The 26,358-nt window shown below is 36.2% G+C and carries 26 protein-coding genes; 9 read left to right on the top strand and 17 right to left on the bottom strand.

Going from position 1 to position 26,358, the window contains the following annotated elements; translation table 11 throughout:
- The first annotated feature begins 86 nt into the window (after nt 1–86).
- Nucleotides 87–983, top strand: a complete 897-nt coding sequence (locus JSS34_02735) for an IS982 family transposase (protein ID MBS0185257.1) — start codon at nt 87–89, stop codon at nt 981–983.
- Here JSS34_02735 and JSS34_02730 read toward each other — a convergent pair.
- Nucleotides 963–1,232, bottom strand: coding sequence for a branched-chain amino acid transport system II carrier protein (locus tag JSS34_02730; protein ID MBS0185256.1), 270 nt, complete (start codon nt 1,230–1,232; stop codon nt 963–965). The genes JSS34_02735 and JSS34_02730 overlap by 21 nt on opposite strands.
- Nucleotides 1,233–2,013: 781 nt before the next feature.
- Here JSS34_02730 and JSS34_02725 point away from each other — a divergent pair.
- On the top strand, nt 2,014–2,670 hold the full coding sequence (locus JSS34_02725; GenBank protein ID MBS0185255.1) for a GNAT family N-acetyltransferase: 657 nt from the start codon (nt 2,014–2,016) through the stop codon (nt 2,668–2,670).
- Here the strand turns inward: JSS34_02725 and hemA are convergent.
- Nucleotides 2,667–3,917, bottom strand: a complete 1,251-nt coding sequence (gene hemA / locus JSS34_02720) for a 5-aminolevulinate synthase (protein ID MBS0185254.1) — start codon at nt 3,915–3,917, stop codon at nt 2,667–2,669. The two genes, JSS34_02725 and hemA, sit on opposite strands and share 4 nt — an antisense overlap.
- Before the next feature lie 163 nt (nt 3,918–4,080).
- The gene (locus tag JSS34_02715) at nt 4,081–4,698 is read right to left on the bottom strand and encodes a superoxide dismutase (GenBank protein ID MBS0185253.1); all 618 of its coding nucleotides are present in this window, start codon (nt 4,696–4,698) and stop codon (nt 4,081–4,083) included.
- Nucleotides 4,699–4,877: 179 nt separating this feature from the next.
- Between JSS34_02715 and ykgO the strand changes: the two genes are divergently transcribed.
- A complete protein-coding gene (gene ykgO, locus JSS34_02710) occupies nt 4,878–5,003 on the top strand; it encodes a type B 50S ribosomal protein L36 (GenBank protein ID MBS0185252.1) in 126 nt (41 codons plus the stop codon).
- A gap of 100 nt (nt 5,004–5,103) precedes the next feature.
- Here ykgO and JSS34_02705 read toward each other — a convergent pair whose 3' ends face one another.
- From JSS34_02705 to tpiA, 7 genes are all read right to left on the bottom strand, one after another.
- Nucleotides 5,104–5,253, bottom strand: coding sequence for a zinc-finger domain-containing protein (locus JSS34_02705; protein MBS0185251.1), 150 nt, complete (start codon nt 5,251–5,253; stop codon nt 5,104–5,106).
- Between the two features lie 84 nt (nt 5,254–5,337).
- Nucleotides 5,338–5,769, bottom strand: a complete 432-nt coding sequence (locus JSS34_02700; protein ID MBS0185250.1) for a hypothetical protein — start codon at nt 5,767–5,769, stop codon at nt 5,338–5,340.
- A 15-nt stretch (nt 5,770–5,784) separates the two neighbouring features.
- Nucleotides 5,785–6,117: a preprotein translocase subunit SecG gene (secG, locus tag JSS34_02695; protein MBS0185249.1), complete on the bottom strand. Its 333-nt coding sequence runs from the start codon at nt 6,115–6,117 to the stop codon at nt 5,785–5,787.
- A gap of 246 nt (nt 6,118–6,363) precedes the next feature.
- Nucleotides 6,364–7,032 (bottom strand): hypothetical protein, encoded by a 669-nt coding sequence (locus tag JSS34_02690; GenBank protein ID MBS0185248.1) that lies wholly within the window; start codon nt 7,030–7,032, stop codon nt 6,364–6,366.
- Nucleotides 7,033–7,156: 124 nt separating this feature from the next.
- Nucleotides 7,157–8,116: a hypothetical protein gene (locus JSS34_02685; GenBank protein ID MBS0185247.1), complete on the bottom strand. Its 960-nt coding sequence runs from the start codon at nt 8,114–8,116 to the stop codon at nt 7,157–7,159.
- Nucleotides 8,070–9,128: a hypothetical protein gene (locus JSS34_02680; protein ID MBS0185246.1), complete on the bottom strand. Its 1,059-nt coding sequence runs from the start codon at nt 9,126–9,128 to the stop codon at nt 8,070–8,072. The genes JSS34_02685 and JSS34_02680 overlap by 47 nt, the downstream gene beginning before the upstream one ends.
- Before the next feature lie 60 nt (nt 9,129–9,188).
- Nucleotides 9,189–9,965, bottom strand: coding sequence for a triose-phosphate isomerase (gene tpiA, locus JSS34_02675; protein MBS0185245.1), 777 nt, complete (start codon nt 9,963–9,965; stop codon nt 9,189–9,191).
- Nucleotides 9,966–10,171: 206 nt separating this feature from the next.
- Here tpiA and JSS34_02670 point away from each other — a divergent pair, with 206 nt between their 5' ends.
- Nucleotides 10,172–11,713: a SurA N-terminal domain-containing protein gene (locus JSS34_02670; GenBank protein MBS0185244.1), complete on the top strand. Its 1,542-nt coding sequence runs from the start codon at nt 10,172–10,174 to the stop codon at nt 11,711–11,713.
- 68 nt (nt 11,714–11,781) lie between these two features.
- A complete protein-coding gene (locus JSS34_02665; protein ID MBS0185243.1) occupies nt 11,782–12,249 on the top strand; it encodes a hypothetical protein in 468 nt (155 codons plus the stop codon).
- Between the two features lie 12 nt (nt 12,250–12,261).
- Here the strand turns inward: JSS34_02665 and JSS34_02660 are convergent, their stop codons facing one another.
- A complete protein-coding gene (locus tag JSS34_02660; protein MBS0185242.1) occupies nt 12,262–13,491 on the bottom strand; it encodes a phosphoglycerate kinase in 1,230 nt (409 codons plus the stop codon).
- Nucleotides 13,492–13,794: 303 nt separating this feature from the next.
- Between JSS34_02660 and parC the strand changes: the two genes are divergently transcribed.
- Both parC and JSS34_02650 read left to right on the top strand, forming a co-directional pair.
- The gene (parC, locus tag JSS34_02655) at nt 13,795–16,077 is read left to right on the top strand and encodes a DNA topoisomerase IV subunit A (GenBank protein ID MBS0185241.1); all 2,283 of its coding nucleotides are present in this window, start codon (nt 13,795–13,797) and stop codon (nt 16,075–16,077) included.
- A gap of 119 nt (nt 16,078–16,196) precedes the next feature.
- On the top strand, nt 16,197–16,940 hold the full coding sequence (locus JSS34_02650; protein MBS0185240.1) for a hypothetical protein: 744 nt from the start codon (nt 16,197–16,199) through the stop codon (nt 16,938–16,940).
- 599 nt (nt 16,941–17,539) lie between these two features.
- On the opposite strand, the gene JSS34_02645 is transcribed toward JSS34_02650, so the two are convergent.
- From JSS34_02645 to JSS34_02620, 6 genes are all read right to left on the bottom strand, one after another.
- Nucleotides 17,540–17,944 (bottom strand): HIT domain-containing protein, encoded by a 405-nt coding sequence (locus JSS34_02645; GenBank protein ID MBS0185239.1) that lies wholly within the window; start codon nt 17,942–17,944, stop codon nt 17,540–17,542.
- Nucleotides 17,919–18,881: a ribokinase gene (locus tag JSS34_02640; protein ID MBS0185238.1), complete on the bottom strand. Its 963-nt coding sequence runs from the start codon at nt 18,879–18,881 to the stop codon at nt 17,919–17,921. Before JSS34_02640 ends, JSS34_02645 begins: the two co-directional genes overlap by 26 nt.
- A gap of 30 nt (nt 18,882–18,911) precedes the next feature.
- Nucleotides 18,912–21,506, bottom strand: a complete 2,595-nt coding sequence (gene clpB / locus JSS34_02635; protein MBS0185237.1) for an ATP-dependent chaperone ClpB — start codon at nt 21,504–21,506, stop codon at nt 18,912–18,914.
- A gap of 20 nt (nt 21,507–21,526) precedes the next feature.
- Nucleotides 21,527–22,111: a DUF4167 domain-containing protein gene (locus JSS34_02630; GenBank protein ID MBS0185236.1), complete on the bottom strand. Its 585-nt coding sequence runs from the start codon at nt 22,109–22,111 to the stop codon at nt 21,527–21,529.
- Nucleotides 22,112–22,447: 336 nt separating this feature from the next.
- Complete coding sequence (locus JSS34_02625; GenBank protein MBS0185235.1) at nt 22,448–23,122, bottom strand: hypothetical protein; 675 nt, start codon at nt 23,120–23,122, stop codon at nt 22,448–22,450.
- A 159-nt stretch (nt 23,123–23,281) separates the two neighbouring features.
- Nucleotides 23,282–24,025, bottom strand: a complete 744-nt coding sequence (locus JSS34_02620; protein MBS0185234.1) for a hypothetical protein — start codon at nt 24,023–24,025, stop codon at nt 23,282–23,284.
- A gap of 233 nt (nt 24,026–24,258) precedes the next feature.
- Here JSS34_02620 and ssb point away from each other — a divergent pair, with 233 nt between their 5' ends.
- Both ssb and JSS34_02610 read left to right on the top strand, forming a co-directional pair.
- Nucleotides 24,259–24,717 (top strand): single-stranded DNA-binding protein, encoded by a 459-nt coding sequence (gene ssb / locus JSS34_02615; GenBank protein ID MBS0185233.1) that lies wholly within the window; start codon nt 24,259–24,261, stop codon nt 24,715–24,717.
- 93 nt (nt 24,718–24,810) lie between these two features.
- Nucleotides 24,811–26,124: a tyrosine--tRNA ligase gene (locus JSS34_02610; protein MBS0185232.1), complete on the top strand. Its 1,314-nt coding sequence runs from the start codon at nt 24,811–24,813 to the stop codon at nt 26,122–26,124.
- Nucleotides 26,125–26,358 lie beyond the last annotated feature (234 nt).

Genomic DNA, 26,358 nt, shown 5'->3' with positions numbered 1-26,358 from the left:
AAGAAAAAGGAAGATATTGAAAAGATTGACTTTTAAGAAATAGAGACCATAATTTTTCCAAAGCACAACCAAAGGAGAAAATTATGATCCCTATTGTAGAGATATTCTGTCTAATTGATGATTTTTGCAAGACTTTTGATGAAAAAACAAAAGGAAAATATCTTCCTAAACCCAATAGAAAACGTTTAAGGCCATGTAAAATGAGCCTTTCTGAGATTATGACCATTGTTGTCATGTTTCATCTTAGCCATTATAGGACTTTCAAAGACTTTTATCAGCACTGTCTTGTCATCCACTATCGAAAAGAGTTCCCCTCTTTGGTAAGTTACAATCGTTTTATAGAGTTAATGCCATTTACTTTTATACCTTTGTTTATTTTGCAATATTCTTTATTTGGCAAAAGAACAGGAAAATACTTTATTGATTCTACGAAGCTTGAAGTTTGTCATAATTTGAGAATCTTTTCTCATAAGGTGTTTAAAAACATAGCTAAAAGAGGAAAGACATCTACAGGTTGGTTCTTTGGGTTCAAACTTCATCTCATCATTAACAATGAGGGAGAACTTGTAAATTTTTGGTTAACCACAGGAAACATAGATGACCGTAGCGTTGTCTCTCTGCTTGTAAAAGATCTTAAAGGTTGGCTCTTTGGAGATAAAGGCTATGTGAATTTTAAGCTTTTTGAAGCTTTAAAAAAGCAAGGTCTTGAGCTTATTACAAGGTTTCGTAAAAACATGAAAAGCAAAGTTTTCCAACCTGGACAAGAATTTTTACTTTCTAAGCGCGGCGTTATTGAATCTGTTATTGATCAATTAAAATCTATCCTTCAAATACAACATACAAGGCATAGGTCTGTGTTAAACTTCCAAGTAAATATCCTAGCGGGCTTAATTGCTTATACCTTCATTCCAAAAAAACCTTCTGTGGGCTTTCATAAGCTTAACAATTTTAATAATTATTCCTCATTTCTTATATCGAACTGACGTTACGATAAAAGGAGCAAATTTTCCCAAGAGCCCAAAATACTGATCTCGGTTTCCATTATAAAGCATCATGCTCCAGAGCCCTAAAAATGGAATAAGAACACCTGTTATTAGAAGGCCGAGATTGGCGAGGGCATAGTGACCATGAGACATAACACCTAATTGGAGAGGAAAAACTAAGTTTCCGGAGCCAAAAAACATTGCAAACATGGCTATACCCGTTGTCATAATAATTTTAAAGTGAGACATAAGAGACCTTTACAAAATAAAGAGGGTTAAAACTTAGAGAAAGTTTTAACAAAATGAAGAGACATAAAAATTTGGGGAAAAAATACATATGTGAGCTATGCGCCCACGACAACCACATGCGGGACGAAAAAAGAACAAGGATGAGGGGCTCTATAATTTTTCTTCATACCAGAAACCTTAACGCCAGGATCCAGGGATTGTCAAACATAAAAAGAAGAAAAGAAAAAGGGAGGGCGTATTACTTTTAAGACATGCCCATGATAATAACTCTTGTTATCGACATATTCTTCTTAAATTATCGGAATTTTATCAGCATAATAAAAAATATAAATGAAGCCAATATTGAGCGTATATTACGCCGACAAACTTTAAACCTATCTATAAAATCACGCCAGCTATGGCGAAGCATCTCATGAGAATCGAAGCAGCCAAAACAACGTAAAGCTCTCGAATTATTTAAAGAATATGATATTGTCACAGCTCAGCAAATTGGAGATCTATTTGGCTTTCAACCACGGACAAATGCTGCACTTTGTAAAAAATGGGTTGAAGGTGGTTTTTTAAAAATAGCGGATCACTGGAATAAAGCAAGAAAATATAAGCTCGCACTTTCCTATGATATCTTAGTTAAAGAGGATGAATAAATCCTATAATAAAAAAGTATCCTTTAAAAAGACTTCTCAAAGCGGACTTTTAATGATATTAATAAGAATCTATGTTTGATGGAGGGTCTTCAAAGTCTGAATTTTAATTGGTTAAAATAGATTTAAAGGGCATTTTTATGATGAAGCGTTGTTTTATACTTTTAAAGTTTTTTATCGTTTTTCTGCTTTTTCAAAGCGGTGTTTTCGCATTTAATTCTTTTCACGATGATGATGGAGAAAAAATATCTTTAAGGCTACGTCCTAAAGACGCTTCTCTTTCGAAAGAAGGAAAGATTTTTTTGCATTCTTTTATGGAAAATTATAAAAACGTTTTGCCTCAAGATCTAAAGCCTGCTTTTCAAACACCTCTAGATGTTTGTAGTTGGCTTAAAGCAACCTTTCAAGACGAGAAAAGCCTTTTTAAAGAATCTCCCACAGTCTTTTGTGTACGTGCCAAACATATCAAACGAAATATTCTTGTTGGGATGATGTTTTTTGAATGTTGTTTAAACAAGGATGGCGCTAAAATTATTCATATTCGTCAACTTGTTGTGAGGCCAAAATCTCAAAGAAAAGGAATTGGAAAGAAATTTCTCGACTTTATAAAAAGTCTCCATCCTGACTTTTCAGAAATTATTGTTGATGGTCGACGTGTGAATACAAAAGCTTGTGCTTTCTATAGGGCAAACGGGTTTAAAATTTTAGAGAATCCCCATGATAAAACTTTGTCTCCTCAAGAAAAATATGTTGGATATTCTTTTAAGCCGTCTTTGTCATTAGATCATCAGGATTAAGCATAGATTTTTTGAGTAAGAGGAAACCGTTTCAAGTTAAATTTTGTCCAGATATCATCAAGACCTGTTAAAAGATCTGTTATCATCTGTTGTGTATGAAGCGGGCTCGGTGTTATTCGGAATCGTTCAGTTCCAATTGGAACTGTAGGATAGTTAATGGGCTGAACATAAATATGGTGATGTTTTAAAAGATAATTTGCCGTGCTGCGGCAAAGATGTGCATCTCCGATAATGACAGGAACAATATGACTTTGATTCGGAATCAACGAGATTCCTAAATCTTCAAGTCCATCTTTGACAATTTTAACATTCTTCTGATGTGCTTCTCTTAACTCAGGGTGATTTTTAAGATGGTGAAGGCTCTCATAAACACCGGCCATAATGGCAGGAGGAAGAGCTGTTGTAAAAATAAAAGAAGATGCAAAACATCTAATAAAATCAATTAAAAAGGTGGATCCTGATAAGTATCCTCCAATAAGTCCAAATGCTTTTCCAAATGTTCCAGAAATTAGATCAATATCATCTTGAAGACCGCGTTCTTCTGCTATTCCTCCTCCTCGTTTTCCATAAAGGCCAACGGCATGTACTTCATCAAGAAAGGTAAGGGCATTATACTTTTTAGCAAGATCACAAAAATCTTCGATGGGGGCTATGTCTCCATCCATGGAATAGACAGACTCAAAAGCAATGATTTTAGGGCGTAAAGGGTCTTGCGCATGGGAAGCTTCAAGAAGACGTTTGAGATCTTGGGGGCAATTATGTTTAAAAATATGTTTTTCAGCACGTGAAAGACGAATACCCTGAATCATGGATGCATGATTACATTCATCTGAAAAAATAACACATTGGGGAAGCTTTGCTCCTAAGGTTCCAAGAGCAGCTTCATTTGCGACATATCCTGATGTGCAGATTAAAGCAGCATCTTTCTGATGCAGATCTGCAAGGCTCTCTTCAAGACGTTGATGAGAAGGTGTTGTGCCCGATATGTTCCGCGTTCCTCCCGCACCTGCTCCTCTTTTTGAAAAAGTTTGTTGAACGGCACTGAGAACATTTGGATTTTGACCCATTCCCAGATAATCATTACTGCACCAAACAATAACTTCTTGAGGAGGAAGGACGTTGTCGGGTGGATGATAAAGAGCCCTTGGGAAATGTCCGCAAAGACGCTCGAGGGGTGTAAAGTACCGGTAATTGCCTGAGTTTTTCCAAGCTTCTAAGGTCTCTTTTAAAAAACGCGTATAGTTCATCAAAAAATCCAATGGAGTCTTTTGGAGGTTAAATGCGAAGCGACCTTATCATATTATTTCTTTTTATGCTCGTTTTTTTGTTTTCAAAGAAGACTTTCTTCAATTTTAAATAAAAGAGAGACAAGAAAGCCTTCTTCTTAGTTAATCAGAAAGGTGTTTGTCTTTAGAGAACGGAAGATTTTCCAAGAGCCTTTTTATAATTTAATTCTGCAAAATCCCAGTTCAAGAGATGCAACATGCAAGCGTCCACATAAGAAGCTCTTTGATTTTGGTAGTCAAGATAATAGGCATGTTCCCACACATCACATGTTAAAAGAGGCGTAAATTCAGATGTTAAAGGGGTGTCAGCATTTGGAGTTTTAAGAATCTGAAGCTCACCTGATAAATGGCTTACAAGCCAAGCCCAACCACTTCCAAATTGAGCAAGAGCTGCTTTTTTAAAATCATCTTTAAAATTTTCGAGAGAGCCAAACGATTTATTCAGCGCTTTCTGAAGATCTTGGGAAGGGGAAGTGGGCGTAGGGTTTAAAGAGTTCCAGTAAAACGTATGGTTCCAAACTTGAGCGGCGTTATTAAAAATACTTTGTTTTTCAGGATCATTATAAGTTGCAAGGATAACTTCCTGGAGACTTCTTGTTTCAAGCGGCGTGTTTTCAACAAGCTTGTTTAGGTTTGTAACATATCCTTGATGATGTTTTTCATAATGAAATTCAAGTGTTCTCTCTGAAATATAAGGTTCAAGTGCATTTTTTGCATAGGGTAAAGGATCGAGTTTAAACATTATTTTCTCCTAAAATGGGGTGACGATAAAGTTTTTGTATCATACACGTTCTATTTTGTTTAAAAAAGAGGATATCTCTTGACAAAGCAAACATCGTTTGATACCTCTTTTTCAATGTTCTTGAGGTTTTAAAGTTTTGTAAGAACATTACAAACTCGCATTAATTTAAGGTCTGTGTTATGAAAATCGTAAACTCACTTAAAACCATGAAGTCCCGTCATAAAGCTTGTAAGATTGTACGACGTAAAGGCCGTGTTTTTGTTATAAACAAAGAAAATCCACGTTTTAAAGCACGTCAAGGATAATTTTCCTACATTCTTTCGCTCTGGTATTTGAGGTATGTGATTAAGCTTCTGAAAGATAAGTCTTTAGGAGCTTTGTCGTTTTTGAGCTCTTAGGCGATTTTCATTTTCTAAAATAAAGACGTGAACAATAGGGACATTTTATTTCAGTCTGATGAGGAATGTTAAGATATATTTTAGGATGGCCATAGGGGGCATCAAACCCTTCACAAGAAATGATTTCAGAAGAAACAACATTAACTTCTTTCAGCATAAGGTTATTCTCTAATAGAATTTTTTGATTCATAAATCATATTGCTCCGTGCAAAAATTATTAAATATCAACTTTAATATTATATTAAAGAAGCACAGAAGATCTTATTGCGTCTTTATGTTCAGGATTATGAATCGCAGAAGCATTCGGTTGTTTTTTTTCTGGTTTTGAAGGCACAGCGTCAACAGAAACTGTTTTTACTTTTTTAGAAAGATCGACAGATTGAGGAGGTGACACATCTATAGCATTTGCAACATCTATAATGGGTGTTGAAGATTTTTGCACATTTAGATGCGCTTCTGGAGAAGCTTCTGATAATTTTAAAACAATATCAATAGGGGTAGTGGGAGAGGAAGATAAAGGCTGATCTGCTAAATCTTTCTTAATTTCAACTGCAGATATTTGTGAAGCACACACCAGGAGTGATGATGAAGCAACAACACAAGATAACAAGACGTTTTTAAAACAAATAGGAAGGAGAGGTGTTACTGATATTTTCTTTTTATGAAGGGTCATGATTCTTTTTTATGTTTAATTTTTTTGCCCAGCCGGAGGAGGTAAGAGCTTTTCCTCGACAACCGGAGGTAGTTTATCATTAATTTGTGAACTTGTCTCGTTTAAAATGGAAGGCTTATGGATTGTTCTTTCCGCTAGGATTGTAAGACCTAGGCTGGTGAGCATAAAAAGCCCTGCAAGAATGGCTGTTGTGCGTGTCAGAAGATTGGCCGTGCCGCGCGTTGTAAGGAAACCCCCAGAGCCTCCTCCGAGGCCTGAAAGGCCGCCACCTTCACTGCGTTGAATTAAAATAATACCAACCATAGAAAGGGCAATGATAAGATGAATGACAATAAGAACGAGCTGCATGGTAAAGTTCCTTTAAGAAAAGAGAGGATCAACACTCTGTTTGTAGTCGTTTCTATGAAAAAAATCTAGATTTATTTTTGTTAATAACATCCAATTTTAAAATTAAAAAGAATTTTCTTTGAAACAAAATAAAAATTTCACAGGAAAAATTTTTAAAAAGAGTTATTTTATAGGGATAATAACTTTAAAACGTTTAAAACATTTTTTCGTCAATGTCAAAATTTTTCCTTGATCTTAGAGAGATTCTTAAAATTTTCGTCTCCCTCTTTTAGAGGTGTTAGTTTTTGAATAGGGTTGATGCTCAAGAACGCTCTCCTCTTCAGAGCTATCATCATTCGAAAGTCGTTTTTTAACTTCCATTTTTAAACACAAAGATTTACTTTTTTCCATAGTAAACGCGTCCGAGAGATTTCGTCTTGACTGTGATCGTAAGGGTGATTTGTCGTATAGAAAAGAAGAGGAAGTGGCGTCATACGTTGTTGCTTGTTTATTTTTTTTTGGAGGCGTATTTTCTGGTTCCATTGAAATCGATGGGCCACTTAAAGGAAGAATATCCATGGGAGCAGGTGCGTCAGAAGCCAAAAATGAAAGGGGAAGAGGTGGCGATGGTGAGTCAAAAGCAGCTCTATCCTGCATGGGTTCTGCATCTAAGCCTTGTGCTAAAAATACTTCACTGAGAGGGACTTCAGACGTGTCTTTTTTGAAAGTTGGAGCTGAATGGGGGCGTTGAGGGTGTTTTTCAACTGAAGGACAGGCAGGCCTTTGGCCTGTTTTAGAACGTTTAGGGGAATAAAGTGCGACGTTCCCCATAAGAGAGCTGAGCTCGTGCTCTTCAGGATCTAAAGCATAAGACATAGAAAAGGTTAAAAAACATGCTACAAATAATATAAAGGATTGAAAAATTTGCTTTTTCAAAATGAAAACTCCAAAAAAATAAAACCAACGTAAAATACAAAAATTATAATTTTTTAAATATGTAGCATTCTTTTAGCATAGAGAAGTTTGTTTTCAAGATGGTTTTTTGGATTTTTTTGTAACGTTATGATAAGAAAGAGAAGAATTTTTTCTGCTGCAAAAATTTCTGAATTTCAAGAAGTGTTCTTGCAAGATTATCGAGATAAACAGCAAGAAGGACGTTATCATTGGCTTTTGATCCAACGGTCTCTAAATAAACATTTCCCAATCCTTTTTCTTGAAGAAAGTTTCTAAAAACAAGGTCTTGATATAAAATAAAGGGATTATTTGAGATAACCAGAAAGGATGATTTTTTTATATCCGGAGCATTTTTCCAAAAAGTTTGATAGGATAGAGGCAAGAAACTTGGTTTTTTTTGAAATTGTTGAAAAGAAGTCAACCAGGCTGTGAGCGTATCCTTTGTTGTTGGACGATGATAGTCTTGTGGACAAGGAGCATCAATAAAAAGGATCTTATTTCGAAGTGTTTCATTTAGGATGAGTTGATCCCAAATAATACGAGCTGCATCACTTTCATTAAGGGGAGGTACTTGAGGAGGTATCCAGCCCTCTCTAATAGGGATTTGAGAAGGATTTGGATTTAAGAGGTTCTCTTTTTCAGATGTTTCAATATTAAGCTTTCGATCACCCGTGAGAAAAATAATATGACCTTTTTCCTGGGTTTCCTTAGAAAGGTTTGGCCATATCTTTGTATTGAAAAAATTTATACGGCTTTGCATTTTTTCAACGTGACCACCATGAATAAAAATGTAGTGAGGCGAAGTGCTCGTTTCTTTTGAAGGAAGAATTTCTTCCACGAAACCTAACTTTTTAAGGAAAGGAAGAATTTTGTCTTTTTGAAAAGGGACTTCTTGCATTTGCCAACGATCAATTCCAGGTTTTCGCATGTAGTATTTATGTAAATCTTCCGTCATCTGTTTAAGATTTACTGTTGAAAGATTTAAAGCCTGAAATAAATGAAGAAGAGCAGATGAAGGGTTACCGTCCTTTTTTGTCAGAAGAAAAATGGGGTTGTGTGGCTTCATGGGGCAAGGCTTTCTTTTTAAGGTTATTGGTTACTTCGTAAAGCCATCTTGCAATATTATCCAAATAAACTGCAAGAAGTGTGTCTGACTCTGCTTTAGAACCAACCGTTTCAAGAAAGATATGATCAAATCCTTCTTCTTCAAGTGCATTTCTAAAAACCTGATCTTGATAGTAAATATAAGGATTATTTGAAATAGCTAAAATTTGAACGGCCTTTAAATCTGGCGCATTTTTCCAAAAAAGCCGTTCTTTTTGAGAAACTGAAAGAGGGTCTTTTTGAAAAGATTCAAAAGATTTAAGCCATGCTTTTATCGTATCTTTTGTCGTGGGACGTTTTCCATCCTTTAAAGCGGGTGCAGACACAAAAAGAACTTTATCACGCAAAAATTTATCAGGAACAAGCTGATCCCATATAATTTGGGCAGCATCGTTTTCTGTTTCAATGGGGCGGTTGGGTTTTTGCCAATCTGGTCTTAATTGAATCTCTGAAGAATCAGGATTAAAGAGCGTTTCTTTTTCATTTAAAGTTGTATCAAGTTTTCTGTTTCCTGACAGGAAAATAATTTTAACGCGTTCTTGAGCTTCTCGGGTAAGATGAGGCCAAACATTTTCAAGAAAATAAGTGACGCGATTTTGCATTCTTCCAACTGTTGCGCCATGAATAAAAATATAATCGACAGATTTAAGCATATGAGGTGTTGGAGAAATAGCATCAATGACCCCGAGCTTTTCAAGGATCGGAAAAATTTTTTCTTTATCATGGGAAACCTCTTGCATATGCCATCTTTCTTGCCCTGCCTTACGCAAAAAATCACGTTGTGCAATGGTATTCATTTCAAAGATGTTTGTTGAGGAATAACCCAAAGCTTGAAAAAGCTCTTGAAGGGCATAAGAGGGCTTGCCATCTTGCTTTACAAGTCCATCATAGGCTTGACTTGACACAGGAAAAGCAAAAAGAGATATCCAGAAAAGATAAATAACTTTTGTTTTTAAAGAAGAGAAAGAAATCATTTTTAAATTCCTACACATGTTAATTTTGTCAATCATTTAAGTTTTGTGATGAGAAGTATCTCATATAAGAGCTTTTTTTAAAAGAGGAAGAAATGTTTCCAAAGAAAGACTTGCACCTCCAATAAGAGCCCCATCGACATTAGAAAGACTAAGGATATCCGAAATGTTCTGATCCGTTACGGACCCTCCATAAAGAAGGGGAATATCATGATTGGGAAAAAGAGACTTTAAGGCATTTTTTAGATTTTTATGAACGTCTCTTATTTCATCTAAGGAGGGTACATGTCCTGTGCCAATGGCCCAAAGAGGCTCATACGCAATCATAAGTGGGGGGAGAAGAGTGGTTGACATCGCGTTAATTTTTTCTTGAAAAGGAAAACACATTTCTTGGAGTTGATTGAGAACATAAGGAATGGTGTTTAAAGCGGTGCGTGTTTCAAGATTTTCACCCAGGCAGAGAATTGGAATGAGAGTATTTGAAAGGCATCGAGAAGTTTTTTGTTGTAAAAGGTCTTTCCCTTCTTGATGATAAAGACGCCTTTCGGAGTGGCCAATAAGGACACCTTTGACACCAAATTCTTTTATATGCAAGGCGGATACTTCTCCAGTAAAGGCGCCTTTTTCATGGGCACTTATATCCTGAGCAGCAAGAAACAGAGAGCTTTTCTCTGAAAGGATTAATGTATGAAGAGCCTCCAGGAAAGGAAAAGGTGGCGCAATAAAATAATGAAAGGAGGAAGAAGGTGTCTCTTTTAAAAAGCGAATAATCCCTTGGGTGAGATTTTTGGCTTCAGTTAAAGAAAGATTCATTTTCCAGTTGCCAATGATATATTTCATAATGTCGTTTTCTTTCTCTTAAAGAATGTAAGTTAGGGTATGGTAATTTTATCGAATCAGTATAGTTTTTTTTAAAATTTTTTGTAAAGGACTTGCTCTCTTTTTAGGGCATGTTTAAGATACCTTTATCCTAAAGGGGGACGTCGGCCTTCTTGTTTTAAAAGAATTGGTTTTGGTTGAACTAAATTAAAGGAAAATTAATCTAAATGATCCGAATTATTCGAGAGTTTTCTGTTTCATGGGTTTCTAAAGCGCTTCTTATTCTTCTGATTGGAAGTTTTGGAATTTGGGGCATTACAGATTTTTTACGTCCAAAATTCCGCTCAGATGTTGTTGCGACGGTTGGCAAAGAAACAATTACACGTGTGCTTTTTTATCAATCTTTAAGAAATGAAATGTCTCGTATTCGCAGTCAGATGGGAGATGAGATAGATAAAAATCCTAAGCTTTTAATGATGATATCTTCTCAGGTTTTAACAAATTTAATTCAAGAATCTCTTCTTCGCCAAGAGCTTAAAAATTTAAATCTTTTTATCAGTGATGAAACATTAAAAGATATTGTTCATTCGGAAGATGCTTTTCGAGATGAAAACGGACAATTTTCCAAGAAAAAATTTGATGTTTTGCTTGCCCATCAAGGAGTTTCAGAATCTTATTATCTTTCGATGATTAAAAAGGATTTACAAAAAAGATTTCTCATTAAGGCTGTTATACAAGGCGTTAAAATGCCTGAAAATATGTTAACACCTTTTGTCGAGCAATTAAAAGAAACACGATCTTTGAGTGTTGCTGTTCTTCCAATAAGTATTTTTCCGATTGTTGAAGTCCCCTCTGAAGAAGAGCTACGTTCTTTTTATGACGCAAACAATGAACTTTTTATGTTGCCGGAGGTGCGTGATTTAAGTGTTGTTATTATAGATGCAAAAACTTATGAAGACCAACTTAAAAGCACGGAGCCTTCTTTGCAAAAAGAAGAACGCGCTGAAAAAGCTTTAGGGATGGTCTACCAAGCTGGTAAAGAAATTCAAGACGCCTTTGCGTCAGGATCCACGCTCATGGAAATTTCAAATTCGATGAATTTACCCTTTGCAACAATTCAAAAAGTTACCATCACAGGCCAAGGGGAAGATGGTGTTTCAAAAATTGGCCCTAAAGCCGGCCTTTTTACGGAAGATATGCTAAAACAAGCTTTTGAACTTGGTGAAGGAAACGAAAGTGATTTGATAGAACTTGGAAAAGGCCGTTTTTATATTGTTGTGGTTGATCGGATAGATCCTCAAGCTATTCCTCCGTTTGAGCGCGTAAAAGATAAGGTCATCGAAAAATACAAAGATGTGCTTCGCATGAAACTTGCTCTCAAAAAAGCAAAGGAATTGATGGAAAAGCTTCAAAAAGGACAATCCTTACAAAAAATAGCTCAAGAGAACAATCTTTCCTATCAAGATTTTCCAAATGTAAGTTTCTTATCTCCTCCCAAAAATCTTTCAGAAGATTTTTTGATAAAACTTTTTTCTCAGCCTGTGGGCGGTGCAGCCATGAGTATGACTCCTCAAGAAATCAAAATTGGCCAAGTGAAAAAAATCTCTCCAAACACGTTTAAAGATTCTAAAAAAATAGAAGAAAATATAAAAAGAATCCAAGATGAATTTGTGGAAGATTTCATCAATCAATTTATGTCAGTTTTGCAAGAAGAGTTTCCTGTGGAAGTAAATGCAAGCGTTTTTGAAGAAATGATCCAGGAAAATTAATGAATATTTAATGTCTTTTTCTTATTGGAAAATTAATCTTTAAAATCCGAGTAAAAAGTGGAGATGATATGAAAAAACAAAGAACTAGGTGCTTATTAGGAGTGCTATTAAGTACCGCTCTGAGTTTATCAAGCGTAACCTTCGCTCATCAGTTTGCACAATTTGTATGCCATTCTCATAATATCACCAGTATTAATCCCCAAATAACAGATAGAGAATGTTACGAACTTTTCGCAGAGACTGAATTTTATAATATCAAAAATGATGTCCCTCAGTTTGAAGATACTCTACATCAAAAAAATAAAACGTATAAACGTCTTTCGACAACTTTTTTGGATCAAAATCAACAACTTTTTTTAGGACAAGCTGAGTTTGATCTTATTCGAGAGGAGGAATCTTATCGTGTTAAGAAGGACATGTATTTTTTGCTTGATCTTGAAAAGCATATGATACGGGGTGGATGGATCGTTCCTGGCTATTGTAAGGGTAATTTAATAGGAAACGATCAACATATTCATTATTGGCCTAGATCATAGGTCTCTCATTCTTTATTTTAAAGGGCAATGTAGGCCTTCGGGTAAGGGGTGTTCTAAACACTTGATTCCAGGGAGCTTATGGCCTTCTAGCCATTCTAGAAAAGCACCTCCTCCTGTGGAAACATATGTAAAATCATCTATAACGCCCGTTTTTGAAAGAACTGCAACCGTGTCTCCACCTCCTGCAATACTGATAAGCGTTTTTTGACGCGATCGTTTAGCAACTTCAAGCGCAATATCGCGCGTTCCTTCATCAAAAGGCGGAACTTCGAAGACACCAAGAGGACCATTCCAGAGAACAGTCTTACAATCTTTAAGATGCGCTATAATTGAACGTCTGGTCGTCGGTCCAATATCAACAATAAAGCTGTCATGTGGAACGTTTTCGATTGTTGTTCGTTCAAAAGGCGCATTTTCTATGATTTGAGGCGTAATAATTACGTCAGAAGGTAAAAGGAGCTCACAATTTCTTTCTTTTGCAAAAGAAATAATTTCAAGCGCTAAATCTTTCATGCTTTCTTCATAAAGAGATTTCCCAATATTGAAGCCTTGAGCATAAAGAAGCGTATTTGCCATTCCTCCCCCCAAAACGAGTTTATTCAATTTTGGAATGAGATTCCTAAGGAGCTGAAGTTTCGTAGAAACCTTTGAACCTCCAACAATACCCATAATTGGACGTTCAGGATTTTCAAGAATAAGAGAAAGTGCTTTAAGTTCAGCTTCCATCAACCTTCCAATTGCGACAATAGGCATATGTTTTGGCAAGGCTTCAACAGAGGCATGGGCACGATGGGAAGTCGAAAAAGCATCATTAATATAAATGTCACCTAAGTGAGCAAGCTGTTCCGCAAAGTGAGGATCATTTTGTTCTTCTTCTTTATGAAATCTTAAATTTTCAAGAAGAAGGATCTGACCTTTAAGGAGATTTTGAACAGCTTTTTCTACATCTGGTCCAATACAATCTGGGATAAATTGAATAGAGGCACCATAAAGGCTATCACTTAAAGCTTCTTGGATGATTTTAAGGGAAAGAAGAGGATCTCTTCCCTTCGGTCTTCCTAAGTGAGATAAAATGATAATTTTTGCACCCTTGTCCATCAATTCATTGAGTGTGGGGGCAGCTTTATCGATTCGGGTTGAATCTATAATTTTCTGATCATGAAGAGGGACATTGAAATCACATCTTACAATAACGCGTTTTCCTGAAACATCAAGATCATCTATTGTTAAAAATTTTTCCATATTTTTCCATGATTCGTCTTGAATATTAGAATAAAAACACTTCAGAAAGCATTAAGAATATGCTTCAAACTTTAAAACAATAAATGCATAAGATCTATATAAAAAATACTTAAAATGATAAAAAAACAAAATTATTTTTTATAGATCCTTTTTTTCTTTCAAAATACCAAAGCATGACCAACACTTTGTTATGTGTTGGAAATAGGATAATATTAAACCAGCTTAAAATATGGTCTTTGTTAGAATTTTCTTGAAATTATGCCTGTGAAGAAGATAAGAGTAAGAGGAATTAGGATTTTTTAAATGACAAAAAAAGAAGATACCGCCATCGTTTCTGAAAATATTATTGAGACTTCTTTTAAAAAAGCTCTTTCTGAACGATATTTGGCATATGCGCTTTCGACAATTATGGATCGGTCTTTACCTGATGTCCGCGATGGCTTAAAGCCTGTTCATCGTCGGCTTCTTTATGCCATGCATGAGCTTGGCCTAAGTCCTCAAAAAGGATATAAAAAGGCAGCCCGGGTCGTTGGAGACGTTATTGGAAAGTTTCATCCCCATGGAGAAGGATCAATCTATGATGCTCTTGTTAGAATGGCGCAAGATTTTGCTTGTCGTTATCCGCTTGTAGATGGTCAGGGTAATTTCGGAAACATTGATGGGGATAACGCTGCTGCCATGCGTTACACAGAAGCACGTTTGACAGATGTGGCCCAAGCAATGCTTGAAGGAATTGAAGAAGAAACAGTTCTTTTAAAGCCAACCTATGATGGGACACTCGAAGAGCCAAGTCTTTTGCCAGCACGTTTCCCCAATCTTTTAGCAAATGGTGCGATGGGAATTGCTGTTGGAATGGCAACAAATATTCCTCCCCATAATGTTGGCGAAATTTGCAAAGCCCTCCTCTATCTTATGGATCATAAAGACGCGAAGACAGAAGAGTTGCTTGAATTTATAAAAGGACCTGATTTTCCAACAGGGGGTATTTTAATTGAAGAAAAAGATGCGTTTCTGAAAGCGTATGAAACAGGACGCGGAAAGTTTCGTTTGAGAGCTTCTTGGACAAAAGAAAACGTACCAGGAGGAGGATATGTTGCCGTTGTGACTCAAATTCCTTACCACGTTCAAAAAAACAAGCTTATTGAAAAAATGGCAGATCTTTTGGAGATTAAAAAATTACCCTTTTTAGCTGATTTGAGAGATGAATCTGCAAGCGACATTCGTCTTGTTCTCATTCCCAAAAGCCGTGATCTTGATCCGATATTTTTTATGGAAAGCCTTTTCCGAGAAACAGATCTAGAAGTTAGAATTTCTCTTAATATGAATGTTTTGGATGCTGACTGTGTGCCACGGGTTATGTCTCTTCGAGAGGTTTTAGATTCTTTTCTAGCGCACCGATTGAATATACTTTTAAGTCAAGGATCTTATCGTCTTAGAGTTGTTAAAAACCGTCTTGAGATCTTAAGAGGATTTTTGATTGCTTTTTTAAATTTAGATGAAATTATTCAGATTATAAGAGAAGAGGATGATCCGAAATCAACGATGATTCTTCGGTTTAATCTTTCAGAAATTCAAGCAGAAGCAATTTTAAACATGAGACTTCGGTCTCTTCGTAAATTAGAAGAGATAGAAATCAAAAAAGAAACGCAAAAACTTGAAGAGGAAGAAAAAGAACTCGAAGATTTACTGGCGCATGAAAAGGTACAAAAGAAAGCCCTAAAAGAAGATATCTTATGGATTGAGAAAAAATTTGGCAGCCAAACTTCACTTGGTGCAAGGCGGACATGTTTTGAGGCTCTTCCTCAAGGACTTGATATGGACATAGAAAGTTTTATTGAAAAAGAACCTTTAACACTTTGTTGCTCACAAAATGGATGGATTCGCTCTATAAATGGTCACTTAACGCCTGAAGATATTCAAAAAATTAAATATAAAGAAGGAGATAAAGAAGGTTATATTTTAAAAGTGATGAGTACGGATAAACTTTTAATTGGAACGACAACGGGCCGATTTTACACCCTTTCGATTGATAAGCTTCCCCGTGGACGTGGCTATGGAGAACCATTACAGCTCTTGATTGACTTAGAGCCGAATTCGGAAGTTTTGGGTCTTTATCCATATGGATCAGACCATCCTATGACGGATTTTTTAATGCTTGCAACGGATGGCAGAGGATTTAGAACAAAAGTTGAAAATCTTCTCGCTCAAACAAAAGTGGGAAAACAAATTTTAACATGCCCAGAAAATGTAAAAGCTTTTGGTTTTTTCCCGTTTTCAGATTTAGAAAGCACTGTTGCGCTATTAGGAAGTAATAAAAGATTGCTTCTTTTAAAAATGAAAGATGTTGCAGAGCTTTCCAAAGGAAGAGGATCTATGCTTCAAAAATATAGAGGCGCTCAACTTACTGAGGCGATCATGATGTCTTCTCTTCAAACGCTTGTTTGGAAAAGAGTAAAAGGAAAAGAGGTTCCCCTTGAAAATCAGCACTATTGGATAGGGAAGTGTGGAGATGTTGGAAGGCTTCTTCCTGTAGAATTTCAAGGAGATGGTTATTTAGCTGTTGAGAGTGTTAAAAAGAAGTCTTAAAAAAATTATAATAAAGAAAAATTAAAATATAATTATGTTTTGATTTGTTTAAGAAAAACAATTAAACTTCTTAAAAGGTTAATCATATAAATAACTAGAATACGGAAGAATTCATTACTATGAAAAATCGTCTTTACCACATCAATTTTATTGGCATGATCCTTTTTGGATTTATGGTGTCATCATTTATAATTATGGGTTCAGAAACCTCTCAAGCCAGCCAAAAAGCTAATGTAAGTAATATTACATTTGAAAGAGCTGTATCTAAAATATTAGAAGCGGCACATCTTTATAACTTTGTTATAAATACAGAAGATGGACCTCTGCAACTTGTAGGAATTGAGAAAAAAGACCATAAAGGCAATGTCCTTAAAAATCAATTTGATGCTCCGGTAATTGCTTCTTATGAATGGAAAAAAGGAGAGGATTTTACGGGTGCAATTAATGCAAATGCTGCAGATATCGATAATCATTATTTGACACGAGCAGTTGAAAATGCTCTTAAAGATTTAAAGCTTGTGCCTAAGGATATTTCTCCTCAAGATCTTCATGACCTTGGTTATGCGTATGTCAAAAGTATTAAAAATATTTTTTATGATGAGTTAATTTCTTACTATCATTTGCAATCTCAAACAGGGGATAATGATATGTGGGGTGTTTTATATTTTCAAAAAGGATCTTCCATGCATGTCTTACCTCTTGAGCCTGCAAACCAACTTCAACATAAATTTTCTTTAATGTATGAAAATGCAATCAAACGTGCCTTTATGACGCCTTATGGAGATGCTTCTCTTCGATGGCATATTATTCCTGAAGCTTTGAAAGAGATTCTTAAACCACTCAGGTTTCAATCTAATTCATAAAGAGAAGCTTTTAGAAAGCAAGGCTTAAAATTTAGTGGGATGAACTCTAGAGAAGACGCTAAAAAAATTTAAAAGACTTTAAAAGAAGAAATTAAACTTTATTAAAAGAAGAAGATTTGACAGAGCTATAGCGAAAAAAAATGAAAAGATTATCGGAAGGGAGATAACCGAAAATCTAAGCGTATGTATGTACGTTAAGTCTCCCTTTTTCTCAGGAGAATAATAAATTCTCTTTAGACCCCATAAATTCTATGAAATTGCTCAGCGAGAATGCCCTTTATGTGAAAAGTTTTCGCAAATCAAATTCCTATAAAAAGACTGATTTATCGGCACCAATAGAAAAAAGCCAGGTCAAAATAACTCAAAAATATCTTATCTTGCAGTAATAATTGACAGAAAAATTAGTTCAAGGGGAAATTATTGCATACTGTGGCCTCTGGATATGTATGGTATGCATTAAGACTTTTTATTTGATGAGAAAACAATTCTTAGAATTTTGTTTCTGAGTGAATTTGAAATCATTTAAAAAGATCTCTTTTCTTGAGAGGCCATCTTATTTTTTTGCCAACTTATATCAGCTTTATGGGCTAACTTTCTTTTTATATTTCTGAAAAAGCCTTTAATTTTTCTAAAAGAATTTCTTTTTCAGAAGGCGAATAAGGAAGAGTATAGGGCTCTCCCCAGACAACATTCGGCCAAAGGGCATCTGTCTTGTGCCGTGCAACCATATGAATGTGCAAAGTCGGAATAATATTTCCGATGGCGGCAATATTGAGTTTATCTGCTTTGTGAAGAGATTTAATAAAAGGAGAAAGAGCCCTTATTTCTGTGCCAAGGAGATCTTGATCTTTTTCAGTGAGCTCATAAATTTCTTGTATGTTTTTGCGGCGTGGCACAAGAATAAGCCATAAAAATCGTGCATCATTTTTAAGAAAAAGATGAGAAAGAGGAAGATCTTTGATAAAAAAACAGTCTTTTTCAAAAAGAGGGCGCAATTGAAGCATTTTTTTCTTCTTGAGGCGTAAACATTAAAGGTAATTTTTCATTTACTTCCTTAAAAAAAGGAATGCTCGGCTGGGCGCCTTCTTTAAGGCATGCAAGACTTGAGGCAAGACTTGCATATCGTAGAGCGGAGGGAAGGGGGATCTGTTGAGAAACCTGGGCTGCAAGAGCACCTGTAAACGTATCACCGGCTCCGGTCGTGTCACAAGGTGTAATTTTAAAGGCCTCTAGGGTATAAGTAACATCGGGAGTCGCGGCAATAAGGCCTTGTGGACCTAAAGTAATGACACATGTTCCTTTGAACACAAGTGCAAGTTGACCAGCAAGATCTTTAAGAGAAGAAAAAGAAAGATTCAAATTCTGCGCTGTCATGTGTGCTTCTCTTTCATTAAGAACAAGCGTTGTAAGACATTTTAAGATATTCAAAGGAATTGGAAAAGCTGGGGCTGCATTTAAAAGGATTGGACATTTTTTGGTATAAGCACGTTGAGTAAGGGCCCAGTTCTCCAAAAGAGGCGTCTCGAGTTGCAAAAGAAGAAGCCCTTCTTCTGAAAGCTTATCATCTGGAACTTGAGAATGGGAAACATCTAAATTTGCGCCACTTGCCACCACAATGGCGTTTTCGGCTTTTTTATCGACATAAATGCTGGCGCATCCCGTTGGATTTTTACTTCTTTGAACACCTTTCGTGCAGATAGAATCTTTTTCAAGACCCTCCAATAAGGTATTTCCAAATGCATCTTCTCCCACTTTCCCATAGAAGAAAACAGATGCTTCCTGATGAGTAGGAAGGCTCCGCGCAGCTGCTACAGCTTGATTAGCTCCTTTTCCGCCAGGAGAAAGTTTATAATGGGGGCATAAAATGGTTTGTCCCGGTTTTGGAAGCTCTTCAACGGAAAAGAGAATATCCATATTGAGAGATCCAAAAACAGTGATCATAGGTTTTTCCTTTAAAGAGGGGGAAGCGTATTATTTTTCTGACGGTTGGCTCGTAAAGATAAGACCTTCTTTTCCACTCTGTGTGACGGTAACCGTATCTCCAGATTTAATTTTCCCCTCTAAGATTTGAGATGCTAAAATATTTTGAAGAGATCGTTGAATGACCCGTTTTAAGGGTCTTGCGCCATAGACAGGGTCATATCCCTCATTTGAAAGCCATTCTTTTGCAGAATCATCTAGAAGGAGTGTGATTTTTTGATCTTCTAAAAGTTTTTTAAGCCTGACAAGTTGAATATCAACAATTCCTTTCATATGTGCCCGTGAAAGACGTTTAAAGATAAGAATATCATCGAGGCGATTCAAAAACTCAGGTCGAAAATGGCTGCGAACAACGTCCATAACTTGATTTTTAACTTCTTGAGGAGGCTCTCCTTCAAAATCAGCATGGCTTAAAAATTCACTTCCAAGATTAGATGTCAAAATAATCAGCGTGTTTTTAAAGTCTACTGTGCGTCCTTGTCCATCCGTAAGACGTCCATCATCTAATACTTGAAGCAAAACATTAAAAACATCAGGATGGGCTTTTTCAATTTCATCAAAAAGGATCACTTGATAAGGACGACGCCTCACGGCTTCAGTTAAGGTTCCGCCTTCTTCATATCCGACATACCCGGGAGGAGCACCGATAAGCCTTGAAACAGCGTGCTTTTCCATAAATTCAGACATATCAATACGTAAAAGAGCGTGCTCATCATTAAAAAGAAAGGCCGCTAAAGCTTTTGCAAGTTCTGTCTTTCCAACACCTGTTGGCCCTAAAAATAAGAAAGATCCAATTGGGCGATTGGCATCTTGAAGACCCGATCGAGCCCGTCGTACAGCATTTGCAATCGAAGAGACGGCTTCATCTTGGCCTAAAACTCTTGATTTCATTTGATCTTCCATGGCCAAGAGTTTTTCGCGTTCACCTTCTAACATTTTATCTACAGGGATACCGGTCCAACGGGACACAATGGCAGCAACATCTTCTTCAGTTACTTCTTCTTTGAGTGTTTGAGATTGAGATTGGTCTGCACGTTCTTTAAGTTTTTGTTCAAGCCCCGGAATAAGCCCGTATGTAATTTCGCCCGCTTTTGCAAGATCCCCCCTACGATGTGCAATATCAAGCTCTAAGCGTGCCTGATCTAACTGTTCTTTAAGGCGTTGTGATTCAGAGAGTTTATCTTTTTGCTCTTTCCAATGGCTTGTGAGGCTTAAAGATTTTTCTTCAAGTTCAGAAAGTTCTTTTAAAAGCTTTTGAAGGCGATCTTGAGAAGCTTCATCTTTTTCTTTTTTAAGAGCTTCTCTCTCGATTTTTAGTTGGATGATACGACGATCGAGTTCATCAATTTCTTCCGGTTTAGAATCAACTTCCATGCGCAGACGGCTTGCAGCTTCATCAACAAGATCAATTGCCTTATCGGGTAAAAAACGATCTGTAATATAGCGATCAGATAAAACAGCTGCGCCAACAATGGCAGCATCTGTAATGCGGACCCCATGATGAAGTTCATATTTTTCCTTCAGCCCGCGCAAAATGGAAATTGTTTCTTCTACTGTAGGCTCAGAGACGTAAACAGGTTGAAAACGCCGTGCTAAAGCTGCGTCTTTTTCAATATATTGGCGATATTCATTTAAGGTTGTTGCGCCAACTGTATGAAGTTCCCCACGGGCAAGAGAAGGTTTAAGCATATTGGCCGCATCCATCGCACCGTCTGCTTTTCCTGCGCCCATAAGGGTATGAAGTTCATCAATGAAAAGAATGACATTGCCAGAAGAAGCTGAAATCTCAGAAAGAACAGCCTTGAGGCGCTCTTCAAATTCTCCTCGAAATTTTGCACCCGCAATCAAAGCGCCTAGGTCGAGGGACAGAAGATCTTTATTTTTTAAACTTTCAGGAACGTCTCCATTGACAATTCGAAGAGCAAGGCCTTCAACAATAGCCGTTTTCCCAACCCCCGGCTCTCCAATTAAAACAGGATTGTTCTTCGTTCGGCGAGAGAGGACTTGAATGGTACGTCGAATCTCTTCATCCCGCCCAATTACAGGATCAAGTTTTCCTTCCCGGGCTGCTGCTGTTAAATCACGTGTATATTTTCGGAGAGCCTCATAGGAGTCTTCCGAAGAAGCGGAATCTGCGGTTCGACCTTTGCGAAGATCTTGAATTGTTTGATTGAGGGCTTGAGCTGTAAGGCCTGATTTTTTTAAGATTTTTGAAGCTTCTGATTTATCGTACATGAGAAACGCTAAAAGTGCATACTCAAGCGTGACAAAAGAATCTCCCGCTTTTTTTGAAAGGTCTTCTGCCATTTCAAAAGTTTTATCAAGTTCTGGGGATAAAAAGACTTGTCCTGCGCCGCTTCCTTCAATTTGAGGTTGTTTGGCAAGAAAGGTATCTATTTCTTCAAGAACAGAATTTACATTTCCTTTAGAAGATTGAATCAAACGTTTTATAAAACCATCCTCTTCTTCAAGCAAAACTTTTAAGAGATGCTCGGGAAGGAGACGTTGATGACCCTTTCTATGGGCTAAAGTTTGAGCTTTTTGAAGAGCTGCTTTTAACTTTTCAGTATAAACATCAAGATTCATGATCTTATTTCTCTATTTTTTTATTGAATGACTGTTATTACATCTTGTTGCGTTTCTATAGGAGTTTCAGATTGGGCTTCTAAAGGCAAGGATTCTTGAAGAGCAGATTGAGGCGTGCTTTCGGAACGTGCTTGACGGTCTGCGTAAGATCGAGAATTTCCTCCTAAATATGGATGACGCGATCTTCTATTTTCAAAACGATTTTCGCGGTTCCGTGTGCTTTTGGGAGAGGGATTTTCGGGCCTTTCTCCTGAAGATGAAATTGTTTGTGGAACGTTCTCAATATCTGCTGCAAAAGAATTCTGTTGAAAGGTATGAGATTTATTTGGACGATGCCCTTCATCGCGCCAAATATTTCCATCTGATTCGTTGTCAGATGTCATGAGTCGAAAATAATGATCTGCAAATTGATAAAAACTTTCAGCTGCAATACGGTCTCCGCTTGAGTTGGCATCTCGGGCAAGGGCCATATATTTTTCAAAAATTTGATGAGCTGTGCCGCGAATTTTACCCTCGGGACCTTGGCTATCAAAAGTGTTATTAGAAGAATTCGATTTACGGGAGTTATTGCTGCTACGTCTACGAGTTTGGTTCAATTTCTGCATCCTCAAATTAGCATATATTCTTGATAATTAAGTAAAATTTCTTAAGAAGATAAGGAAAAAATCATACATACATCTTAATGTATGGAGAAAAGATACTTAAGAAACATTACACATTTTATATGTGTAGTACATCACTATTACACATTTATCCTGTTTTCACTCTAGAAAACTTCTTTGACTCTCGCAAGCGTAAAATCAAAATTTGGAATGAGGGACTCAAAAATTCTTGCTCATTAAGAAAGAGATGAGAAAGGTGTTTTAAAAGAAGCTTGAAGGGCTTGTATTTACTCGGAAAATATAAATCATGTCTCTCTTATTTTAATGCATCCTTGACATTCAGAATGCTTGCTTGGTTCCTATTAGAACACGCCCCTGCATGCGACACGAGCTATAGACATCTGGATATATTTCTCCAGACATTTTTTCGACAGCATCATATTTTCGGCCTAAGAGCTCTAAAGAAGATATCGGGAAAATATCTCTTGTTTCTGAGGTTAGTTCATTTGGATAAGGATAGATTTCAAAAGAAAAAGAACTTTGTTTCTGAAGCTTATCAAGAAGTTCTTGCGCTTTTTGTTCTGTTGTAACTTCTTGAGTTTTAAAGTTAAAGCTTGGAGCAACGGCAATAATGAGTTTTCCTTCAGGTTTTAGAAGAGAATAAAAATAGCCCCAAGCCGCATCAGAGCGAATATGATGTTGCGTACTCCAATCGATAAGGATGGTGGTGTATTTTTTAGGATTTGCAAGAGAAAATTCACTTAATTTGCCTGCTGAATACATATTAGTGTCATTAAAGTCAATATGATGAAAAGTCGTATCTCCGACGCGTGTATGACCCATGTCCATAAAGTCTATGAAATGTGCTTTGCCAAGTGCTACATTTTTTAAATTATCGTCCCAAGGACGGCACCCAATCACCAAGGTATCTTCAGACATAGAAAAAACATCGAAAGACACAAGGAAGAAAGAAAAAATAAATAAGAAAATAAAATTTAACGAGATGTGACGCATATTTGGAAAGCTCCCTATTTTAACTTTACAAAAGTAAAATGTTTAATTGTTATTATCTTAATAAAAGCTCTAATAATTTAAAAGGGAAAAAATTTTTAAATTATATAAAAAGTCTAAACCTTTCTTTGTCTTCTATTCAGAGCTTTTAAAAGAAAGAACTCAATCATAAGAAGTAAGTTTTTCTATTAGTGCAGAACATTGTTCTGATAAGACCGGATGTGTTTCTTGAAGAGCCTCTTTCATTCTATCACAAAGACATTCTAAATCAGAAATAAAATTAAGACATTCTTCTTCATGTGTTGGATAAAATTCATTAACAACCTGTGAGCACTTGATTGCTGCAGTTAAAGATTTCTCATACAAAGCAGCCTTCTCAAAATTTTTGGCTGCATTTAAATACATATATAGAGAACGTCTTCGTACGTTACTTTCTGAATCCATATAACAATCTCCCGTCAGCATATAATAATCTGCAGCAATACTATAATTTTTACATTTTTCTGCGCAAGTAGACATTAGCCAATGAATTTTAGCTATTCTATCTATTAAAAGTTGATCCGAATCATAATAATAGACTTCTTTTACGTCTCCATTTGAACTCTTCACAAGATTTTTTTTAGCAACTTTACACTGTAAATCAATATCACGGGCTGTGTTATCTCTGGCATATTTTAGGATATCTAAAACACTATCCCATTGCTCAAAAGCAAAAAAGTAATTTTGGGCTTCAAAGCTTATGATGGCTTCTTGAATGTAGGGCAAGATTTTTAAAGGTCTTGGATGTCTCGTTTCTGAAATGTCAGAATGTTCTTGTAACATCGCATAAGGAGAGGAGATGAAAATAAAGATGCTGAAGACAAAGAAACAACATACCATAAAAGAAATTTTTAATTTTTTTCGCATTTAAAATATCCTAGAAACGTTTAGTCGCCATTTAATAATGAAATCCATAAGAAATAATTTCTTTCTCTTTCAAACTCAATTCTCTTTCTTGAGATTTAGCCCATCCTAAATTGACTTGCTTCAAAATTTTGATATGATGGCGAAAGATAAAAAAAAGAGATTTTTTCTCAGAAGAAGCTTTCTTCGAGAAAAGCATTATGATTTTATAAATTTTCTTTGTAAAGGAGTTTAATATGGCCGGGGTTAATAAAGTTATTTTAATTGGAAATCTTGGAAAAGAACCTGAGATAAGACAGCTTCAAGATGGAACGAAAGTTGCACAGTTCTCTATTGCAACGAGTGAAAGTTGGAAAGATAAAATGACTGGAGAACGTCGGGATCGTACAGAGTGGCATCGTATTGTTATTTTTAATGATCGTTTGTCAGAAATTGTAGAAAGATACCTTAAAAAGGGCTCAAAAGTTTATGTTGAAGGGCAGTTGCAAACACGTAAATGGACCGATCCTGCAACAAACACGGATCGCTATACCACGGAAGTTGTTCTCTCAAGATTTAAAGGAGAACTTACGATGTTGGATAGCAGAGGGGAAGGGGCTTCTGAAGAGCTCTCAAGTTTTCCTGATTTACATCAAATTCATGCAGAAATGGGGTCTAAGAGTTCTTCTGATTTTGATGATGAAATTCCTTTTTAAGAGAAATTTTGTTATTCAAATATCGGGTTGAAATTTTGATTATAGAAAATAAAGCGCAAAAGCGCTTTATTTTAAAAAGAAGGATTTTTTAAGATGTCTTCCTTTATGCCGCACTCAGCTTTTTTACAAGAAGCGCTGATGCGTGGGTTTATTCATCAATGTACAGACTTTGAAGCCTTGGATAAAAGTTGCCAAATACCAGGGTTTACATTTTATGTTGGATTTGATGCGACAGCAAAAAGTTTGCATGTTGGGAACCTTGTTCAAATCATGCTGGCACGGCTTGCTCAACGTAATGGACTTAGACCTTTAATTTTGATGGGAGGCGGAACAACAAAGATTGGAGATCCTTCTGGAAAAACAGAGCTTCGCCAGATGTTAAGTGAGCAGGATATTTATAAAAACATTGAAAATATTAAAGAAATTTTTTCAAATTTTTTAATATTTGGATCTCATAAAAATGAAGCAAAAATGGTCAATAATGATGATTGGCTTTCAGCTTTAAAATTTATTGACTTTTTAAGAGATTATGGACGTTTTTTTAGCGTTAATCGAATGCTGACCTTTGATTCTATTAAATTAAGGCTTGAGAGGGAGCAACCCCTTAGTTTTATTGAATTTAACTATATGATTTTTCAATCTTATGATTTTTTAGAGCTTTATAAGAGAGAAACATGTCGTCTTCAAATTGGAGGATCAGACCAGTGGGGAAACATCGTCTCAGGCGTCGATTTTGTACGGCGCGTTGAAAATATCCCAGTTTTTGGTTTAACAACGCCTTTAATTACAACATCTTCAGGCGCTAAGATGGGAAAAACCGCGCAAGGCGCCGTTTGGCTTAAAGAAGATCTTCTTTCTCCTTATGATTATTGGCAATTTTGGCGCAATACGGAAGATCAAGATGTGGAGAAATTCTTAAAACTTTTTACAGATCTTCCGTTGGCAGAAATTTCAAATATTTGTGCTTCTCATAGATCTCTTAATGAAGCTAAAAAAATCTTAGCTGATCAAGCAACAGAGCTGGTTCATGGAAGCCAAAAAATGCAAGCTGCCCACGCGACAGCAGAAAGTCTTTTTGAGTCAGAGAAAGATATATCCTCCATCGAAGTGCTCGAAAGAGACCCTAAGACTGGAAAAATTAAGATTAACTCAACGCTTCCTTGCCTTGAAATTACCTCCTCAGATCTTGAAAAAAAGACAATCCTAGATCTTTTTATAGATCTTGCCCTTTGCAAAAGCAAAAGTGAAGTGCGCAGGCTTATTGAAGGAAAGGGTGTTCGTTTAAATGACGCCGTTATTGAAGATGAAGCTTATCGTATTGATTCCAAAGATTTTTTTAAAAATGGTCTTTTAAAACTTTCAGTTGGAAAAAAAAGGCATGGGCTTGTTTATATGCAATTATCTTAACTGAATTATTTTTTTTTGACATTTAAGAAAAAGCAGATTAGGTTTCTTTAAATGGAAATTATCAGGTTTATAGTATAAATGATAATATGGCTTTAAGAGTGTTTTCTCGCAAAGCTGTATAAAGTTTAACGCGGTTTTGAGAGTGCCGGGCAACAGAAACTCTCTGCTTTTTTAAATTAAAGTAGGAATATCCGAACAATGTCTTTCGTAAGGTTAACTTCTCTTTCTCTTATT

Source organism: Pseudomonadota bacterium, from assembly GCA_018242545.1.
Lineage (GTDB): Bacteria > Pseudomonadota > Alphaproteobacteria > 16-39-46 > 16-39-46 > 16-39-46.
The sequence above is the reverse complement of the archived record's forward strand: the minus strand, read 5'-3'. Positions and strand labels throughout refer to the sequence as shown.